21 protein-coding genes are annotated in these 17,692 nt (G+C 70.5%); 15 read left to right on the top strand and 6 right to left on the bottom strand.

The window, feature by feature from the left end:
* Positions 1 to 138: 138 nt before the first annotated feature.
* The 14 genes from A6302_RS02165 (at position 139) to A6302_RS02105 (ending at position 5,354) form a co-directional block, all read left to right on the top strand.
* On the top strand, positions 139 to 519 hold the full coding sequence (locus A6302_RS02165; RefSeq protein WP_245293869.1) for an Acb2/Tad1 domain-containing protein: 381 nt from the start codon (positions 139 to 141) through the stop codon (positions 517 to 519).
* 67 nt (positions 520 to 586) lie between these two features.
* Positions 587 to 871, top strand: a complete 285-nt coding sequence (locus tag A6302_RS02160) for a hypothetical protein (protein WP_069305663.1) — start codon at positions 587 to 589, stop codon at positions 869 to 871.
* A 108-nt stretch (positions 872 to 979) separates the two neighbouring features.
* Positions 980 to 1,201: a hypothetical protein gene (locus A6302_RS02155; protein ID WP_069305662.1), complete on the top strand. Its 222-nt coding sequence runs from the start codon at positions 980 to 982 to the stop codon at positions 1,199 to 1,201.
* Positions 1,198 to 1,377: a hypothetical protein gene (locus tag A6302_RS02150; protein ID WP_069305661.1), complete on the top strand. Its 180-nt coding sequence runs from the start codon at positions 1,198 to 1,200 to the stop codon at positions 1,375 to 1,377. The genes A6302_RS02155 and A6302_RS02150 overlap by 4 nt, the downstream gene beginning before the upstream one ends.
* Before the next feature lie 216 nt (positions 1,378 to 1,593).
* Complete coding sequence (locus tag A6302_RS22600) at positions 1,594 to 1,761, top strand: hypothetical protein (RefSeq protein ID WP_169833475.1); 168 nt, start codon at positions 1,594 to 1,596, stop codon at positions 1,759 to 1,761.
* Between the two features lie 61 nt (positions 1,762 to 1,822).
* Positions 1,823 to 2,452, top strand: a complete 630-nt coding sequence (locus tag A6302_RS02145) for a hypothetical protein (protein WP_069305660.1) — start codon at positions 1,823 to 1,825, stop codon at positions 2,450 to 2,452.
* The gene (locus A6302_RS02140; RefSeq protein WP_210183243.1) at positions 2,449 to 2,703 is read left to right on the top strand and encodes a DUF2312 domain-containing protein; all 255 of its coding nucleotides are present in this window, start codon (positions 2,449 to 2,451) and stop codon (positions 2,701 to 2,703) included. The genes A6302_RS02145 and A6302_RS02140 overlap by 4 nt, the downstream gene beginning before the upstream one ends.
* A gap of 5 nt (positions 2,704 to 2,708) precedes the next feature.
* Entirely contained in the window at positions 2,709 to 2,993 is a 285-nt protein-coding gene (locus tag A6302_RS02135) for a hypothetical protein (RefSeq protein ID WP_069305659.1), read from the top strand.
* Complete coding sequence (locus tag A6302_RS02130; protein ID WP_069305658.1) at positions 2,990 to 3,289, top strand: hypothetical protein; 300 nt, start codon at positions 2,990 to 2,992, stop codon at positions 3,287 to 3,289. The genes A6302_RS02135 and A6302_RS02130 overlap by 4 nt, the downstream gene beginning before the upstream one ends.
* The gene (locus tag A6302_RS02125) at positions 3,289 to 3,927 is read left to right on the top strand and encodes a hypothetical protein (RefSeq protein ID WP_069305657.1); all 639 of its coding nucleotides are present in this window, start codon (positions 3,289 to 3,291) and stop codon (positions 3,925 to 3,927) included. Before A6302_RS02130 ends, A6302_RS02125 begins: the two co-directional genes overlap by 1 nt.
* Before the next feature lie 13 nt (positions 3,928 to 3,940).
* Positions 3,941 to 4,264 carry a hypothetical protein gene (locus tag A6302_RS02120; RefSeq protein ID WP_069305656.1) on the top strand — a complete coding sequence of 108 codons (324 nt, stop codon included), beginning with the start codon at positions 3,941 to 3,943 and terminating at the stop codon, positions 4,262 to 4,264.
* Positions 4,265 to 4,313: 49 nt separating this feature from the next.
* Entirely contained in the window at positions 4,314 to 4,703 is a 390-nt protein-coding gene (locus tag A6302_RS02115) for a dATP/dGTP pyrophosphohydrolase domain-containing protein (protein WP_083255425.1), read from the top strand.
* Positions 4,688 to 5,089: a thermonuclease family protein gene (locus A6302_RS02110; RefSeq protein WP_069305655.1), complete on the top strand. Its 402-nt coding sequence runs from the start codon at positions 4,688 to 4,690 to the stop codon at positions 5,087 to 5,089. The genes A6302_RS02115 and A6302_RS02110 overlap by 16 nt, the downstream gene beginning before the upstream one ends.
* 4 nt (positions 5,090 to 5,093) lie before the next feature.
* Entirely contained in the window at positions 5,094 to 5,354 is a 261-nt protein-coding gene (locus A6302_RS02105; protein WP_069305654.1) for a pyocin activator PrtN family protein, read from the top strand.
* Between the two features lie 379 nt (positions 5,355 to 5,733).
* Here A6302_RS02105 and A6302_RS02100 read toward each other — a convergent pair whose 3' ends face one another.
* Positions 5,734 to 7,821, bottom strand: coding sequence for a TonB-dependent receptor (locus A6302_RS02100; RefSeq protein WP_069305653.1), 2,088 nt, complete (start codon positions 7,819 to 7,821; stop codon positions 5,734 to 5,736).
* A 420-nt stretch (positions 7,822 to 8,241) separates the two neighbouring features.
* Between A6302_RS02100 and A6302_RS02095 the strand changes: the two genes are divergently transcribed.
* Positions 8,242 to 8,712, top strand: coding sequence for an aspartate 1-decarboxylase (locus A6302_RS02095; protein ID WP_069305652.1), 471 nt, complete (start codon positions 8,242 to 8,244; stop codon positions 8,710 to 8,712).
* Here the strand turns inward: A6302_RS02095 and A6302_RS02090 are convergent.
* Genes A6302_RS02090 through A6302_RS02075 form a run of 5 tightly spaced genes read right to left on the bottom strand, consistent with a single transcriptional unit; the run spans position 8,667 to position 17,687 of the window.
* Positions 8,667 to 9,617 (bottom strand): 4'-phosphopantetheinyl transferase family protein, encoded by a 951-nt coding sequence (locus A6302_RS02090; protein ID WP_169833474.1) that lies wholly within the window; start codon positions 9,615 to 9,617, stop codon positions 8,667 to 8,669. The two genes, A6302_RS02095 and A6302_RS02090, sit on opposite strands and share 46 nt — an antisense overlap.
* A 45-nt stretch (positions 9,618 to 9,662) precedes the next feature.
* Positions 9,663 to 11,045, bottom strand: coding sequence for an MATE family efflux transporter (locus A6302_RS02085; protein ID WP_083255423.1), 1,383 nt, complete (start codon positions 11,043 to 11,045; stop codon positions 9,663 to 9,665).
* Positions 11,042 to 12,499, bottom strand: a complete 1,458-nt coding sequence (locus A6302_RS20920; RefSeq protein WP_141703366.1) for a non-ribosomal peptide synthetase — start codon at positions 12,497 to 12,499, stop codon at positions 11,042 to 11,044. Before A6302_RS20920 ends, A6302_RS02085 begins: the two co-directional genes overlap by 4 nt.
* Positions 12,391 to 14,307: a condensation domain-containing protein gene (locus tag A6302_RS02080; RefSeq protein WP_069305649.1), complete on the bottom strand. Its 1,917-nt coding sequence runs from the start codon at positions 14,305 to 14,307 to the stop codon at positions 12,391 to 12,393. Before A6302_RS02080 ends, A6302_RS20920 begins: the two co-directional genes overlap by 109 nt.
* Positions 14,307 to 17,687 carry a non-ribosomal peptide synthetase gene (locus A6302_RS02075; protein WP_069305648.1) on the bottom strand — a complete coding sequence of 1,127 codons (3,381 nt, stop codon included), beginning with the start codon at positions 17,685 to 17,687 and terminating at the stop codon, positions 14,307 to 14,309. Before A6302_RS02075 ends, A6302_RS02080 begins: the two co-directional genes overlap by 1 nt.
* Between the last annotated feature and the right edge of the window lie 5 nt (positions 17,688 to 17,692).

Below are 17,692 nucleotides of genomic sequence, written 5' to 3'. Positions count from 1 at the left end.
CGACCCGGGGAGCGCCGAGCCTTTCGCCGCACGGCAACGCAGGAGCGACCGATGACCTGACCAACACACACGCGATTGAAGTCTCCCCTGTTTGCACTTCGCCCCGGCTTCGGCCGGGGCCTTTTCCCGAGCCCCGCCATGAAGATCATCGTTCTGCAGTTTGCCGATGACGACGACACCGAAGAGGCCCGCGACCTTCTGGACGCAATCCGCCGCGCCGAGGATGCGCAGGCGCACTACGACCTCGACCCCGACGACGACGCGCCGACCCACGTTTCCAGCACCGGCGACGACCGCATCGCCAACAACGCGGTGCGCCACACCTACCGCGTCCTCAGCGAGGCCGAGAAGTTGCAGATGCAGTCCATCAAGGACCTCGGCGCGGCGTTCATCGCCAAGCTGCACGAGATCGGCGGCACCAACCCGGCCGGCGACAGCTTCGTCTCCCGCAATCTCTCGCTCGCCAACACCCACGCCGAGGACGCGGTGATGCGCGCCGTGCGGCACATCACGGCCTGACCCCGAACCTCCCGCCCTGCCGGCGTCATCCGCCGGCAGCACCGGATGCCCGAACGGAGCCCCGTCCATGACCCTCGTCGAAATCCTGACCCAATCCGTGCCCGTGCCGCAGGGACTGGCGGCGCTGGCGATTGCCAGCAACCTTGCCCTCGGCCTGCTGGCGATCCTCTCCGGCCCGCTCGCCGCGCTGCGCCGCCGGCAGGACGCCGCCGAGGCCGAGACCCGGGCGATGGCCGCCCGCCGCGCCGAGATCGAGGCCGAGACCCAGGCGCGCCAGTTCACGCCGTCCCGTCTGGCAAAGCAGATCGACGCCAGCCGCCGGGTCGCACTCAAGCCGATCGGCAAACGCTGATGCGCCCGCGCTGGCTCCCCTACCACCTCGAGACGGCGATCATCGCCCTCTCCACCGCGCTGATGATCGGCGCTTCCCCTTCGTCTACGCGATGTCGGAGGCCGCACGATGATCCCCCAGGCGTCCCTCCTCGCGAAATTCCTCGTCTTCGCCGCCTACCATCGCTCGCGCCGCGTGGAGATCGTCGCCGGTTTCCAGAGCGAGAACCCGGGCATGAGCCGCGACGAGGCCGAGCGCATCGCCGGCATCGCCATCGCCCATGCCGAACAGGCGTGGCACAGCGTGCTGTTGATCGCCGGCATGTCCCGCGCCGGGAGGGCCGCACGATGACCCGGCGCTGGATCACCTTTCCGCTCGGCTGCCTCGCGCAGGCCGCCGCCTACGACTGGATGATGCAGGCCGGCGCGCTGCGGGCCGATGGCGGCAGCTACATCGGCATGTTCCTCGGCGCCATCGCGATGTCGATCGTCGCCATCGGGATCTTCAGCGCAGGCGAACGGAAATGACCCTCGCCCTCGCCCTCATCCCGCTCGCCCTCCTCCTGCTGCGCGACGCCTTCCGGCGCTTTGCCGCCGACAAGGACCGCGAGCTTTCCGAAGGCTGACCACCTCCCCAACCTGAAAGGCCCCGAACCCCATGCCCGTGAACCTGCTGCTCCCCGCCCGCCGCCCGCCGAACACGCCGCCTGCCCGGCCGCTGACCGACGCGAGATCACCGACAGGATGATCGCCATCATCGGCGAGGCGACCGACGCCGGCCGGCCGACCACGCTGGACGATTTCGCCCGCGCCGGCATCCCGCGCGATCGCGCCGAGGCGCTGATCGGCGAGGCCGCCGGCGCCTACCTCGCGCGCCAGACCGCCCGCGAAAAGGCCCGCCGCATCGCCTGATCGGGCAGCCCCTCGATTGTCATGGTCTGCGCAGGCGGACCACCCACGAAAGGCAGCACCCGTGCCGCACATCTTCATCCAGACCGCCACCGGCCGCGCCGTCGACCTGCTCGACCCGCGCGCCGACATGATCGACATCGAGGGCGATATCGCCCCGGCGCTGGCCCGCATTCCGCGCTTCAACGGCCACGCCCGCGGCGCCAACGGCCACGCCTATTCGGTGGCGCAGCACTGCTGCCACGGTGCGGAGCTGCTGCGGGAAGCCTCGCCGAAGATCGCCCTCGCCTTCCTGCTGCACGACGCGCACGAGGCCTACCTCGGCGACCTGACGCGACCAGCAATGGAGGCGATCGACCTCGTGGGCGGCCGTCCGTCAGGCGCTAGGACTGCGCTCAACAGGATCAAAAGCTGGCTTGACGCGGCGATCTTCGCCGCCGCCGGAATTGACGCGCAGACCGCGCGGGGCCGGCTGGTCCGCGACATGGACGAAGCGATGCTCGAATTCGAGCGCCGCACCTTTCTCGGTCGCAGCGACATCGCCTGGCAGGCCAACGGCGGTATTCCCGCGCCCGTGGACTTCACCGGCGCCTGGCCGGCCGACGAGGCCGAACACCACTGGATGGGTCTCTACCGCAACCTCCAGCTGGAGATTGACGTGCTCACGCAGAGCTATCTCAGGAGACCATCATGACCACCGACATCGCAGAAACCGGCGTTGCCGCCGAGGAGCTGAAACAGTTCATCGAGCGGATCGAGCGCCTCGAGGAAGAGAAGAAGGCGATCGCCGACGACGTGCGCGACGTCTACGCCGAGGCCAAGGGCCGCGGCTTCGACGTCAAGGCGATCCGCGAAATCGTCAAGCGGCGCGCCAAGGACCCGAAGGACATCGAGGAGGAGGAAGCCATCCTCGAGCTCTACCTCTCCGCCCTCGGGATGACGTGAACGCCATGGACCTTTCCCCCGCCGAGTGCGCCGAGGCGCAGGAGCTGCACGAGGAGATCCAGAAGGCGATCGCCGGCCACGGCGCCCGCCCGGTCATCGCCGCGCTCACCCACAACATCGCCTGCTGCGTGGCGCAGGTGGCGGCGGTGAAGGGGCCGGAGTTCGTGGCCGCGCTCACCGCGGAGGTCTGCGAGGAAGCCCAGCAGATCGCCCTCGACAACATGAGCTTCGTGCTGGAGGCCCTGCGCAAGGCCGGCCAGGTTCCGCCCGAACCGAGGAGGCTGCAGTGACCCGCGCCCTTGCCGCCCTGCCGGCCGCCCCGCGCCGCGTCGCCGACCTCGCCGACCTTGCACCCGCCACGAAGGTGACCTTCCGCTTCGGCCGCGACGGCATTCGCGAGGGCATCGTCGACGGCCCGGTGCGGAAGATCTGCGACAGCCGCGGCAGCGGCGTGCGCAGCCTGCCGGTGCGCCTCGGCGGCTGCATCATCGGCGTGATCGCCGCCGACCTGATCGACCCGCAGGTGACGCCGGCGACCCGGGCAAAGCGGGCGCGCGACGAAACCCGGCAGGGGAGCCTGCTCTGATGATCCGCCCCGCCGTCACCACCAACGCGATGCGCCGCTTCGGCGCCGAGACGGCCGCCACGCTGGACGGCGAGGCGCGGCGGATCACCGTCGGCGGGACGTGGGATGCGGCGGCGATCACCGCGATCGAGATCGACGGGCCGCTGCCCGGCCGGGTGCGGATCGTGCCGCTGGCGTCCATCCTGTCGGCGGGAGGGACAACCCCGCCGGCCGATCCGTCAACCGGGAAGTTCGATCCGTCAACCGGCGCAGCCGGATCGGAAACCGCAGCGCCCGAACCGGCCGCGCCGCGCCGGGTGATCGACGGCTGGCCGACGCCGCTGCGCCACCACGCCCTGCCGTTCGCGGTGCGCCCCGGCGACGTCGTGATGGTGACCGACTGCCGCGACAGCCCGCCGCGCCCGATCCACGTCGAGCAGGCCGACCGCCACGGCATCACCGGCCGTGCGCCGGGCGACACCGTCGTCACCAGCTGGCCCGCCAGCCTCGTGATCGCCTTGGCCCCGGCCGGCCTCGCCGCAGATCTCCGGGCGGGGTTCCGGGCGGAGGCCGACGCCGAGGATCCTCACCCGGCCGCCCAGCCGCCGCCACCACCACCCGCCGCGCGGATCGCCCCGCAACAGCTTTCGCTTTTCTGAGAGGATATGACCGATGACCGACACGCCCGACCCCGCCCTGTTTTCCGTCAACGAGCGCCCGCGTGATTACACGGCCGTGATCGAAATCCGCGCCACCATCCGCGTCAGCCTGCAGGCCGACAGCATCGAGGAGGCGAAGGCGCTTGCCGAGGCGGAGGCCAAGAAGATGATCGAAGACCCGTTCGACGTGACCCTCGACGACATCGACGCGGCCGACGTTCAGCACACGTCGAAGGATCAGCCGATGTACCGGGTCTGGGAAAACGGCCACGCGATGCAGGTTTCACACCTACGACCCGGCCACACACCCCGCGAGCCCGACGAACGGGGCTTCTGACGCCGCCTCACCCCGCGCACCCCGGCCGCCGCCGGGCAAGGGAGACCCGATGACCACCTTCGACCTGATCCAGCACCTGCACCGCCAGCGCGCCTTTTCCGAGCGCACCTTCGGTCCCGGCCCGCGCACCGCCGGCGTCTGCGACCACATCCGCAAGGAGCTTGCCGAGATCGAGGCCGACCCGGCCGACGCGAAGGAGTGGATCGACGTGATCCTCCTCGCCCTCGACGGCGCCTGGCGCGCCGGCCTGACCCCGGAAGGCATCGCGGGCGGCATCCTCGCCAAGCAGACCATCAACGAGGGCCGCACATGGCCCGACTGGCGCACCGCGCCGGCGGACAAGGCGATCGAGCACGTGCGCGGTGGGGCGGCGGAGGGCCGGAACGGTCTTGCGATCCCCCTCGCCAACGAGGAGGCTTCGGAATGCGACGCTTCCTGATCCTCCTCGCCGCCCTCGCAATAGCCCTGCCGGCCCAGGCAGAGCCGTGGCCGGTCTGCCGGCGCGGCCAGCCGTCCGCCGCCTGCGTGGTCGACGGCGACACCTTGTGGCTTGCGGGCGAAAAGATCCGCCTCGCCGACATCGACGCGCCGGAGGCCAGCCACCCGGCCTGCGACGCGGAACGCCACCTCGCCGCCGCCGCCACCGCCGCGCTGGCCCGGATCCTCGGATCCGGCCTGCTCACCCTCACCCGAACGAGCCGCGACCGCTACGGCCGCACGCTGGCCCGCGTCAGCGTGGCCGGGCAGGACGTGGGCGCGGAGATGGTCCGGCGCGGCCTGGCGAGGGACTGGCCGGGGCGCAAGGTCAACTGGTGCAGGGGGTGAGGCGATGAAGACGCTGTTCCTGCTGATGGCGCAATACGACGGCCGGGTGGTCATCCCGATCGACGTCGTCTGCCGGGACTATTTCGAGCACCTCACGCTCCCCAAATTCCTGCGCAAGATCGCCGCCGGCGAAATCGACCTTCCGGTGACGAGAGCCGAGGACAGCCAGAAAGCAGCGAGAGGCGTCCACGTCCAGGACCTCGCCGACTACATCGACCGCCGCAGGGCGACAGCCCAGAAGGAGGCGAAGGCACTGGCCGGCTAAAGCCCATTTAACACCGCCACATCACCCCCAAAGAAGCCGCCTCCAGACGGCTTTTCTTTTATGACTTTTCTACAACAATCGAACATGAAGCGGCTAACAAATTGATATCACGCGCATAATCTGACAAACCCGTCCAGTCCATCATCGGAGCGATGCCGAAGCGGTGGTTGCCGTAGCGGGGCTGAGTGCCGCTCCGGGTATCGTCATGGGTCATGTCTGTCCGCAGTCCTGTCGTCTGCCCCGCTTGTCCCTCGTTTGCCACGCACATGGCAAGAGCCGGGGCGTCGGATCAGGCGCGCGCGGCGCGCATCTCCGCTCCCCAACGGAAAAGGGCCGGGCAATGCCCGACCCTTTTCTCTTGTCCGTTCCTGTCTTCCGGTCAGAAGGTCGCCTTCAGGCGCAGGCCGAATTCGCGGCCGTCGCCCAGCGTCGCGGCGACATCGTCATCGATGTAGGTGAAATACTTCTCGTCGAAGGCATTTTCGACATAGGCGCTCAGCTCCCAGCGCTCGGTCTTGTAGCCGGCCTGGAAGTTGGTGACGAAGTAGCCGTCGAGATAGTCCTGCGGGTCGGTGCCGAAGCGGGCGAGATACTCGGAGGTGTATTTCGCATCGCCGCCGACATAGAAGCCGCTCTCGTGGGTGTAGCGGGCGCCGAAGGCGATGGTCCACTCCGGCGCTTCGGGGAACGGCAGGCCGCTGAGGTCGCCGAGAGAGGCGTCACTGTAGTCCTCGATCTCACTGTTGAGATACCCGACCGCGATGAAGGTGCTGAAGGCCGGCGACCAGGCGTAGTCGGCATTGAGCTCGAAACCATAGGACGTCGAATTTCCTGCGTTGATGGTCTTGTCGGAGAGACCATCGTCCGGAATGGTTTCCACCTGAAGCTGCTGGTCGGTCCAGTCCTGATAGAAGACGTTGGCGCCAAGGGTCAGCTTGTTCTCCAGAAGCCGCGCCTTGTAGAACAGCTCGTAGTTCCAGGTGAGTTCCGGGTCGTAGCTGTAAGGCTCGCCGGTGGAATTGACGACCGACGATCCGCCCGAGCGGAAACCGCGCGAAATGGTGGCGCCCACGGTCTGGGTCTCGGTCAGGTCCTTGGACAGGCCGATCTTCGGCAGGAACACCAGCTCGTCATGCTCATAGGCGCCGTCGGTTCTGATATCGTCGTCACGCCTGAAGAAGGCGGTGCTGTCTTTCTGGGTCCAGTCGAGCCGGCCGCCGGCGGTCAGCTTCCAGGTCGGGATCACCTCGTAGGTGGCCTCGCCGAAGAGCGCGAGATTGATCGTCTCCGACGTGTTCTTGCTGATGTCGTGAAAACCGAAATAATCCGGCCGCTCGAACTGGTTGGAGTCGTCCTCGTAGGCGGCATAGACGCCGCCGACGCCGCTCCAGCGGCCTTCCGCATAGTTGAGGCGGAACTCCTGGGTCGCCAGCGTCTGCTGCTGGTCGCCGTCGAGAATGTTGGTCTCGCCCGCCGTACCGTTGTTGATCGAGTCGCGCACCTGGTCGCTGTAGGACAGCGCGGACAGTGAGGTGAAGGTCAGCGCGTCGGAGATGTCGTGGGTGATCTCGGCGGCCACGTTGTGGACGTCGTTCTCGCGCGCCTCGGCGAAGACCGGCAGGTTGAAGTCGCCGCGCTCGTCGTCGAAGTCGAAGCCGAGGCCCGGGCCGGCGATGTCGTCGATCGCGGGCGAATCGTGGCTGAAGGAATAGCTGATCAGCGCCCGGGTGTCGGGCATCGATTCCGGGGTGACCAGCAGCTTGCCGCGGATCTGGTAATATTCATCCTCGACCAGCGTGTCGTAGCCGGCATAGCCCGTGTAGGTCGGATAGTTGATCGCGCTGTCCTCGCGCGCATATTCGGCCGACATGCGCAGCGCGACCTGGTCGGCGACGATCGGCAGGTTGGCCATGAAGGCGCCCTCGCGGCCACCATCGGTGCTGATGCCGGTCTGCGCCGAAAACTTGCGCTCGAACTCCGGATCCTTGGTCTTCATGTAGACGGCACCCGCCAGCGCGGCGCGGCCCGACAGCGTCGACTGCGGACCGCGGTAGACCTCGACCTGCTCCACATCCCACAGGCCGCGGGCGCCGCGGCGGGCACCGTTGGTCGTCTGCTGCACGCCGTCGATGTAGAAACTGGAGAGCGGGGCGCCGCCCGGCACGAGGCCTTCGGAATTGACGCCGCGGATCACGAAGCCGGCGTCGACCCAGTCGGCGTCGATCACGTTGGCCATGGTGCGGAACGCATCGCGGAAGCTCTGCAGCTCGCGGGCCTCGATCTCCTCGGCGTTGACGATGGCAACGCTCGCCGCCGTGTCGTCGAGGGTCTTGGCGTCACGGGCGCCGTAGATGACGATCGGATCGAGGAACAGCTCGTCCTCGCTCGTCGGCTCCGTCGCCGGCGCGGCGTCCTGCGCGAAGGCCGTCGTCGCGGCAAGCAGGCCGAGGGTCGACACCGCGACCATCAGAACTCCAGACATCCGTGCGCCCGCCGCAGCGCCGCTCTTGCCTACCCGAACCATACCAGCCTCCAAAACATGAGTCCCATACACATGAATAGCGATAGATTCATGAGTATGAGAGTCAATAAATAACCTGCCTTTCGCCTTGCTTCAGCCGCAACTGTTTCTTTTCGGCCACAAATTGTAACGATCCCAACTTCTCCCGCGCGAGGCCGCCTGTGTCGCGGCGACACGGCAGCCCGGCCGCAACGGCTGAGGCTGCCGGACCGGACGCGCTGAATTGCAGGGCGGACCGAACGTCGATCAGCGGGAGCAAACGCCAGCGGCAGGCCCCGAACGCATTGCGCCGCACCTGCGGCCGAAGGGCTCGCGCCGGCAGAGGCCGGAAATCCGGAGCCCGAAGATCCCCGAGGAGGAACTGCGATGGAAAAATACGTCAGCGCCAAGCTGCATGGCATGCGCGTCACCGGCGCCCGGCTCGACTACCACGGCTCGATCACCATCGACGGCGACATCTGCCGCGAGGTCGGGCTGAAGCCGCTGGAATTCGTCGAGATCTGGAACAAGATGTCCGGGGCGCGAATCGCCACCTATGTGCTCTACGGCGAGCCCGGCTCGCGCTGCTGCGTGCTCAACGGCGCCGCCGCCCGCACCTGCCAGGAGGGCGACGAGGTGATCATCGCCGGCAGCACCCTGTGCGAGGTCGACGACGTGATCGCGACGAAGCCGAAGGTGCTGATCTTCGGCCCCGGCAATGCGGTGATCGACCGCGTCGTCTACGACGTCTTCCGCCGCCCGGACGGCAGCCTCGACATGGCGGTCCACAGCGAGCAGACCGGGCTTGAAAGCTACGGCTTTCCGTCGTCGCTGAAGGCAGCGGCCGACGCCGCCTGAGACCCGCGCCGGCGCGCCTCCTGCGGGCGGGAGGCCTGCCCGAGGGGGGCCGTGCGGCGCAGGACCCGGCACGCCGTTTCGCGAAAATCCCCCGGCGGCAGGCCGGTGAACAGTCGGGGCCGCCAGTCATCCTCGCCGCACAATGCGAGGGCGAGGGCGTGGTCGGCGCCGGCGTCGAGGCACCAGAGGTGCCACGGGGCGTCGCCCGGTCCGCCGGGCAACGCGGTCGTCGGCGCGGCATCCTGCGGAAGCCGGAGCGTGAGGCGGCCGGGGTCGCCGTCCTCCCGTCCCTCCGCCTGCGGAAAGTCGATCTCGAAGGACGACAGCGGCAGCGACAGGCCGAGCCCCTGCGCCTTGATATAGGCCTCCTTCAGCGTCCAGAGATCGAAGAAGCGCCGGCGCCGGTCGGCCTGCGGCAGGGCGCGCAGCGCCGCGGCCTCGCCCCTCGCAAAGAACCGGTCGGCCAGATCGAGCATCTCGGCCTCGCGGTCGCGCCGCTCGATGTCCACGCCGACGGCGGGCGCCAGCGCCACCGCCAGCACCAGCCGGCCATCGGTGTGCGAGAGATTGAAGCCGATCCGTCCGGCCGTCTCGCCGTCCAGAACCGGCTTGCCGTGAGCGGTCTGCGAAAAGCGCCAGTCGCGCGGCGCGACCTGCGGCATGTGCAGCGACAGGACACCGCGAACCAGCGCCCGGGCGGCAAGATGGCGATCACGCAGATGGGCAAGGCGGAAGCGCTGCCAGCGCGCGGCCTCCTCGGCCGACATCAGGCCCCGCCAGCCATCGAGACGCTCGTGCAGGTCCGGCGCCGCCTCGTCGACGACATAGACCCGCACCTCGCCCGGCGCCAGCGGGCCAGCCTCGCCACAGCTCCCGTCAGAACCCCTGCCCGTCCCTGCGCTCACGCCGTCCCCGTCCCCGTCCTTGTCCTTGTCCCGGCCCATCGCCCCTCACGTCGGCTCGAACAGCACCCGCCGCTGCCAGCTTCGCCCCTGCCAGCGCAGGAGCATGAACACCGCCTTCAGCGCCTCCTCGAGGATCAGAGCATACCAGATGCCGGCAACGCCGCAGCCGAGGACGGACGAGAGCAGCACCGCCAGCGGCAGCCCCACGCACCAGGTGGTCGCCTGGCTGACGACAGCCGGCCAGCGCGTGTCGCCCACCGCCTTCAACGAGTGGAACAGGATGGTGTTCACGGCGAACCCCGGCTGCAGCAGGATCGTCAGGAACAGGAGTTCGCGGCCCAGCGCGTGAACGGCGGGATCGTCGGTGAAGAGGCCGAGAAACGGACCGGCCAGCGCGTGCAGCAAGGCTGCCACCGCCGTCGCCGCGATCGCCGCGATCGCGGCCGAGCGGAGCGCGCGCGCCTGCACCGTGCCCGTGCCGCCCGCGCCCCGCAGCCAGCCGATCAGCACCTCGTTGCCATGGCTGACCGCCATCACCACCAGCGTCAGGAAGGCGAGCGCGATCATCACGTAGCCGCGGGCCAGCACCGCGGCGACGCCGTGGCCGGTGACGAGGCCGAGCAGCACGATCTGGTAGCCGCCATAGGCGATGTTGTCGGCGACGCTCGGCAGCGAGATCGAGACCAGCTGCGCTGCAATCCGGCGCCGGCCGGCATGGCGAAACAGGTGAAGGTCGAAACCGACACCGAGCCCGCGCAGGAGCACCAGCGCCAGCGTCAGCGCCGCCGCCACCCGCGTCGCCAGCGTGCCGAGCGCGCTGCCAAGGGTGCCGAACGCCGGGATCGGCCCGGCGCCGAGCACCAGCACCAGTTCGGCGACGAGATAGAACACGGCGGCGAACAGGCCGAGGGCCAGCACCGTGCGGCTGCGGCCGAAGCCCCGCAGGCAGGCTGTGGCAGCCACCACATAGCCGTTGAACCCCATGGCGGCGGCCACGACCCGCAGATAGGTCTGGGCCTCGCCCGCAATCGCGTCCGGCGTGTCGAGCAGCGTCACCAGCGGCGGCCCCGCCACCGCCAGCAGCAGGCCGGCAGCGACACCGAGCAGCGTGTTGGCCGCAACCGCAACGGCCGCGATCTCGCGGGCCGCGGCCGCATCGCCGCGCCCGAGCGCGTGGGCGATCAGGATCACCGCCCCGACGCCGAGGAGCGCCGACACCTCGAAGGCGACCATCGCCACCTGGTTGGCCACCTGCACCGCCGCCGCGGTGGCCAGTGCGTGGTGGCTGACGATCATCGTGTCGAGAAGAACGACCGCGAACATCGCCACCGAATGGAGGAACAGCGGAAAGCTGAGCTGAAACAGGGAACTTGCCGGCGCCTGGCGCTCTGCTATTCCCGGGCCAGACGCACCGCCCTCTGCGCTCATCGCGGCGCCGTCGTGGACCGCGCCAGCCGCCGGCCCGCGAGCCGCTCCCGTCCGGCGACGATCGACGCCGCGCGTCCCGTGGCCTGAGCGGTGTCGGCGGCCGCCGCCTCCGCCCTCCCCGTCATCAGCCCGGCGGCCCGTCCGGCAAGCGTCTCCAGTGTCGGAAAGCGGAAGATGTCGACCACGTCGAGCGTGAGGCCGAGCCGCTCGTTGAGGCGGCGCTGCACCGCCATCGCCAGCAGCGAATGGCCGCCGAGATCGAAGAAATTGTCGGACAGGGCGACCTGACCGAGGCCGAGCACCTCGCACCAGACCGCCGCGATGGCCGCCGCCGGTTCGCCGAGGCGAAGGTCGGCCGCGGGCCGCGCCACGGGCTCCCGCCCGACGGCGAGTGCGAGAGCGCGGCGGTCGATCTTGCCATTCGGCGTCAGCGGAAACGCCGGAACGGGGACATAGGCGGCCGGCAGCATGTAGGCCGGCAGGCTGCCGGCCAGATGGGCGCGCAGTTCGTCCGGCGTCGATGGTGTCACCCCCTCCCGCCAGCGCAGACCCGCGACCAGCCGGGCGGACGCGCCCTCGCCGCTGGCCACCACCACTGCCTGGGCGATGCCCGGATGCGCCGCCAGCCTCGCCTCGATCTCGCCGGTCTCGATCCGGTGGCCGCGCAGCTTGACCTGGCCGTCGAGCCGGCCGAGGAAGGCGATGGTGCCGTCGCCACGCAGGCGGACCCGGTCGCCGGTGCGGTAGAGCACGGCGCCTGTAATGCCGCCGCAGGGATCGGGCACGAATTTCTCCGCCGTCAGCGCGGGCTTGCGCCGGTAGCCCGGGCTGAGGCCGACCCCGCCGATCGCCAGTTCTCCCGGCACGCCGAGCGGCACCGGCATGCCGCGCGGATCGACGACGCGGATCTGCGTGCCGTCGATCGCACCGCCGACCGGCACCGTAGAGCCGGCGAGATGCGCCGCCTCGACCTTCAGCGCCGCGGACCAGATCGCGGTCTCGGTCGGGCCATAGAGATTCCAGACCTCCCGGCCGCGGGCAAGCAGCTCGCGGGCAAGGTCGGTGCCGAGCGCCTCGCCGCCGCAGAAGATGCGGAACTCCGGCCCGCCCGGCCAGCCCGCCTCGACCAGCAGCCGCCAGCCGGCCGGCGTCGCCTGCATCACCGTGGCCCCGGCATCGGCGGCAAGCGCGGCGAGACGACCGCCGTCGCGCACCGTCGCGGCGTCGGCGAGGATCACCGTGCCGCCAACGACCAGCGGCCCGAACAGTTCCAGCGCCGCGATGTCGAAGGCGACCGTCGTCACCGCCAGCAGCCGGTCTCCGGCCGCAAGGCCGGGTCGGTGGATCATCGACCGGAGAAAGCCGGACAGGCTGTCGTGGCGGATCGGCACGCCCTTCGGCCGTCCGGTGCTGCCGCTGGTGTAGATGAGATAGGCCGTATCCGCTGGCGACACCGCGACGGCCCGGAAGGCAGCGCTGTTCCCCGCCCGCGCCTCGGCCACGTCGAGAATCGTTGCGCCCGAGCGCTCCAGTCCGGCGCCAGCTCGGCGATCACCAGCGTCACGCCGGCATCCTCCAGCACATGGGCAATCCGTTCGGCGGGATAGTCGGGATCGAGCGGCACGTAGGCCGCCCCCGCCCGCAGCACGCCGATCAGCACCGGCACCAGATCGATACGCCGGCCGAGGCAGACGCCGACCACATCGCCGCGCCCGACGCCGCGCGCCTGAAGCGCGGCGGCGACGGCGGCCGAGCGGGCGACGAGCTCGCCATAGGAGAGGCGCTGCGTTTCGCGCCCATCCGAAAGCTCACCGGGAACTTCGATCGCCACGGCCTCCGGCGAGGCGGCGGCGGCCCCGAGGATCCACTCGTGGACGGGCGCAGCCGGCGGCATTTCCCGGCCCGTGCCGAGCGCAAGCAGCCCTGCCCGCTCGTCCTCGTCCGTCACCTCGATTGCCCCGAGCCGCGTCTCGGGATTGTCGGCCATCGCGGAAAGGACAGTGCGCAGATGCGCGAGCACGCGGCGCCCGTCTTCCGCACTGATCCGCGCCGGATCGACCGTGACCGCGATCTCGGGCTCGGTGCCGGGGAAAACCTTGACGACGAGCGGCGTGTCGGTGCGCTCGAAGCTTCCGGCGTCGGCAAGCGTGAGCGGCCCGTCGGACGCCGCCTGCGTGATCGACAGCGGATAGTTCTCGATCACCAGCAGGCTGGAAAACAGGGGATCATTGCCGGCAAGCCCGCTCCAGCGCCGGATCGCGGCAAGCCCCGCGTGGCCGTGGCGCTGGCGGCCGGGGCCGGCCGACTGGATCGCCCGCAGATAGTCGGTCAGCCGCAGATGCGGCGCGGCATCGATGCGCACCGGCACGGTGACGAGGAACAGGCCGATCATCTCCTCGGCCCCCGCCAGCTCCGGCGGCCGGCCGGACTGGGCAAGGCCGAACACCACGTCGTCCTCGCCGGAATAGCGTGCCAGCAGCAGGCCGAACGCGCCCTGCACCAGCGTGCCGAAGGTGATCCGCGCCGCCCGCGCCATCGCACCGAGGCGCGCGGCCAGCGATGCGTCGAGACGCATCCGCACCTCCGCAACCTGCCCTGTGCCGGACGCGGTCATCGCGGATTTCTCGCCGGCCTCGATGCCGATGCCGAGCGGCGTCTGCCCGGAAAGCCCGGCGAGATTTGCCTGCCACCACGCCCGGTCCTCGGCCTCATTGCGCGCGGCGAGCCACTCCACATGACGGCGGAACGGCGGCGGCGGCGGTCCTGCAGGCCGGCCGGCATAGTGCGCCAGCACCTCGCGGACCAGCAGCGATCCGCACCAGCCGTCCATCAGCAGGTGATGGTAACTCCAGACGAAGCGGTGGCTGTCCGCGCCGACGCGCAGGAGGGCAAAGCGCAGCAGAGGCGCCTGGTCGGGCCGGAAACCGCGCTGGCGGTCCTCCTCCAGCAAGGCGTCGAAGCCCGCGACCTGCGCCGCATCCTCACGGTCCCGCCAGTCCTCGATCCGCCATTCGGCATCGACGGCCGCGCGAATGACCATCGCCGGCCGTTCCAGCCCGTCGACATGGCATTCGCCGCGCAGCACCCCGTGGCGGGCGATCGTCGCCGCCCACGCGGCGCGAAACGCAGTGACGTCGAGCGGCCCGTCGAAGCGGCACGAGACCTGCTGCACATAGGTGCCGGACGTCGGGGCGGCGAGCGTGTGGAACAGCATGCCCGCCTGCGTCGGCGTCAGGTCGAAGGCGTCGACGATCCCGCCCATCAGGCGTCCCCCTGCCGGACTGAGAGGCGGGAGACCAACTGATCGAGGCCGGCATTCGGCGACGACGCAACCTTTGCCACGGCCCCGCCGGCCGGCATCTCCGCCTCCGGCACCTCCCGCGCGGCCTCCGCCTGTGCGGCAACCGTCTGGTGCTCGAACAGCTCGGCGGGATCGAGCATCAGGCCGCGTGCCCGCGCCCGGGCGACGATGCGCATGCCGGCGACGGAATCGCCGCCAAGATCAAAGAAGTTGTCGTCGACGCCGATGTCGCCGCGGCCGAGCACGTCGCGCCAAATGGCCAGAAGCGCCGCCTCGCGCGCGGTGCGCGGCGCCGTGCCCTGCGCCGCCGCCTCCGGAACCACCGGCTCCGGCAGGCGCTTGCGGTCGACCTTGCCGTTGGTGTTGAGCGGAAACTCGGTCATCACCACGAAGGCCGACGGCACCATGTAACGCGGCAGGCGCTCGGCGAGCCGACGTCGCAGCGCCCGTTCCAGATCGCCCGTCTCGGCCGCAGAGAGCGCAATCCCCGTCCGGCAATAGGCGACGAGCCGCTCCTGCGCGCCGTCGAGGATCACCAGCGCCTGCACCACGGCCGGATCGTCCTGCAGCAGGCTCTCGATCTCGCCGACCTCGATCCGGTAGCCGCGCAGCTTGATCTGGAAATCGGTGCGGCCGACGAACTCGAGCTCGCCCGCCACCCGCCGCACCACCACGTCGCCGGTGCGGTACAGCCGCGCGCCGGGCTCGCCCAAGGCATAGGGATCGGGCACGAATTTCTCGCTCGTCAGCTCCGGCCGGCGCCAGTATCCGGGGCCGACGCCGATGCCGCCGATGAACAGCTCGCCCGGCACGCCGTCCGGCACGGGCTCCAGATACGCGTCGAGCAGGTGAAAGCGCATGTTGTCGATCGGGTCGCCGATCGGCGCCTTGCCGGCCCGCGCATGGCGCGGCTCGATCTTCAGCGCGCTCGCCCATATCGTCGTCTCGGTTGGCCCGTAGAGGTTCCACAGCGACCCGGTCCGCTCCAGCAGCCGGCGCGCCAGCGGGCCGTCGAGCGCCTCGCCGCCGATCATCGCGGTGAGGTCCCTGTCGCCCGGCCAGCCGCTGTCGAGCAGCATCCGCCAGCTGGCCGGCGTCGCCTGCATGTGGGTGATCCGCTCGGCCCGCAGCGTTTCGGCGAGATCGGCCGGCGAGAGAAGCAGGTCCTGATCGACCAGCACCACCGTCGCGCCCGAGGCGAGCGGCAGCAGCATCTCGAGGATCGAGATGTCGAAGGCGACGGTCGTCACCGCCAGCATCCGGTCGCCGGGTCCGATGCCGGGTTGCCGCGCAAACGCCACCATCTGGTTCATGAGGCCGGCGTGCTCGATCACGGCCCCCTTGGGCCGGCCGGTGCTGCCGCTGGTGTAGAGCAGATAGGCCGCGCCGCGCGGATCGGTCGGCGGCAGGGCGACGGGGGGCGGCTCGTCCTTGAAAGCGGCCGGGTCGATCATGACCGGCCCCGCCAGCGGCAGGCTGCCGTCGTGGAGCAGAAGCGCCGCGTCGGCGTCCTCCAGCACGTAGCCGATGCGCTCGGCCGGATGTTTCGGGTCGAGCGGCACATAGACCGCCCCGGCCTTCAGCACCGCGAGAAAGGCGATCACCGTCATCGCGCTGCGCGGCAGGCAGACGGCGACGCGCGCGCCCGGCCGGCCGAGTTCCGGCCGCGCCAGGAGGTGGCGGGCCAGCCGGTCGGCGGCGGCCTCAAGTTCGCCGTAGCGCCAGGTCCGCCCGCCGCAGACAAGCGCCGGCGCGACCGGGTCACGCGCCGCCACGGCGGCGATCGCGTCGTGCACGCCGGCATGGGGCAGCGGCCGGGTCTCGATGCGTCCGCGCGCGATCAACTCCGCCCTCTCCTCCGGCAACAGCGGATCGAGCGCCGGCAGCGGCGCATCCGGCGCGGCCACCACGGCGGCCAGCAGCCGTTCGAAATGATCGGCCATCCGCGCGATCCGCGCCGCGTCGAACAGGCCGCGGCGGTATTCGGCGGCGATCGCCATTCCCTCGCCGCGCTCCATCACATACCAGCTGAGATCGGCCTTGGCGGCGGACGGCGGCAGCAGTTCCTGCGTCACCGCAAGACCCGCCACGCCGAAGTCCAACGTCTCGGCATTCTGGGCGCGGTAGCCCTCGGTCTGCACCTGGAAGACCAGTTGCAGCAGCGGGCTCTGGCCCGCGTCGCGATGGATGCCGAGCGCCTCGACCACCTGCGCGAACGGATGCTCCTGATGCTCGAAGGCGTCGGCGACCGTCTCGCGGACCCGGTCGAGCCAGCCGCGAAAGCTGAGACCGGGCGCAAGCTGCGTGCGCAGCACCAGCGTGTTGACGAACAGGCCGACAAGCCCGGCCGCGTGCGGATCGCGCCGCCCGGCGGTCGGCACGCAGACCGACAGGTCGCGCTGGCCGCAATAGCGGTGGACGAGCAGCTGGAAGGTGGCCAGCAGCAGGGTGAAGGTGGTGGTGCCGAGCCGGGGAGCGAGATCGCGCACCGCGGCGGCGAGCGGTTCGGGCAGCGGCCGCAGCAGCGTGCCGGCCTCGTTCGAGGCAAGCCCCGCCCGCGGCCGGTCGGCCGGCAGTTCCTGCGGCTCCAGATCGGCGAGCCGGCGCTCCCACCACGCCTTCTGCCGTGCGGCATCCGGACCGCCGAGCCGCGCGGCCTCGGCGTGAACCTGCGCGCTCCAGCTCGAGGCGAGCGGCGCCAGCGCCGGATCACGGCCGGCGAGGATGGCCCGGTAGCCGGCGGCCAGTTCCCGCATCAGGAGGCCGCGCGACCAGCCGTCGGCGACGATATGGTGGATCGCGATCGCCAGGGCGTGGTCCTCGTCGCCAAGCCGGAACAGCACGGCCCGCAGCAGCGGCGGCGATTCGAGGTCGAAGGGACGGTCGACCACCACCTGCATCGCGTCCGTGAGCCGGTCCGGATCGGCCGACAGATCCGTCCGCCCGAGGTCGAAGCGAACGGCGGGCTCGACGCACTGGCAGGCCTCGCCGTCTTCCACCGGAAAGCCGGTGCGCAGCGGCTCGTGCCGGGCGATCACGTAGCGGAACGTGGCCTCCAGACTGTCCGCGTCGAGCGGGCCCCGGAAGCGCCAGGCAAAGCCGATGTGGAAGGCGGGCGAGGCCGGATCGAGCTGCTGCTGCATCCGGAAATGCCGCTGCGCCGGCGACAGCGGCAGACGCCCCGCCTCCGTCGCCACGGCAAGAGCCACCGCCTCGGGCGGCGCGACCCGGTCCCAGGCGATGCCGCGGGCTTCGAGCTGGCGGCGCAGGGTCTCGCGCCGGGCGGGGTCGAGGCTCGCAACGCGGGCCTTCAGCGCATCGATCGGATCGGCCGTGGTCATGGCGT

The sequence above is a fragment of the Methylobrevis pamukkalensis genome (assembly GCF_001720135.1).
GTDB classification, from domain to species: domain Bacteria; phylum Pseudomonadota; class Alphaproteobacteria; order Rhizobiales; family Pleomorphomonadaceae; genus Methylobrevis; species Methylobrevis pamukkalensis.
This window is presented reverse-complemented; position numbering and strand designations above follow the sequence as displayed.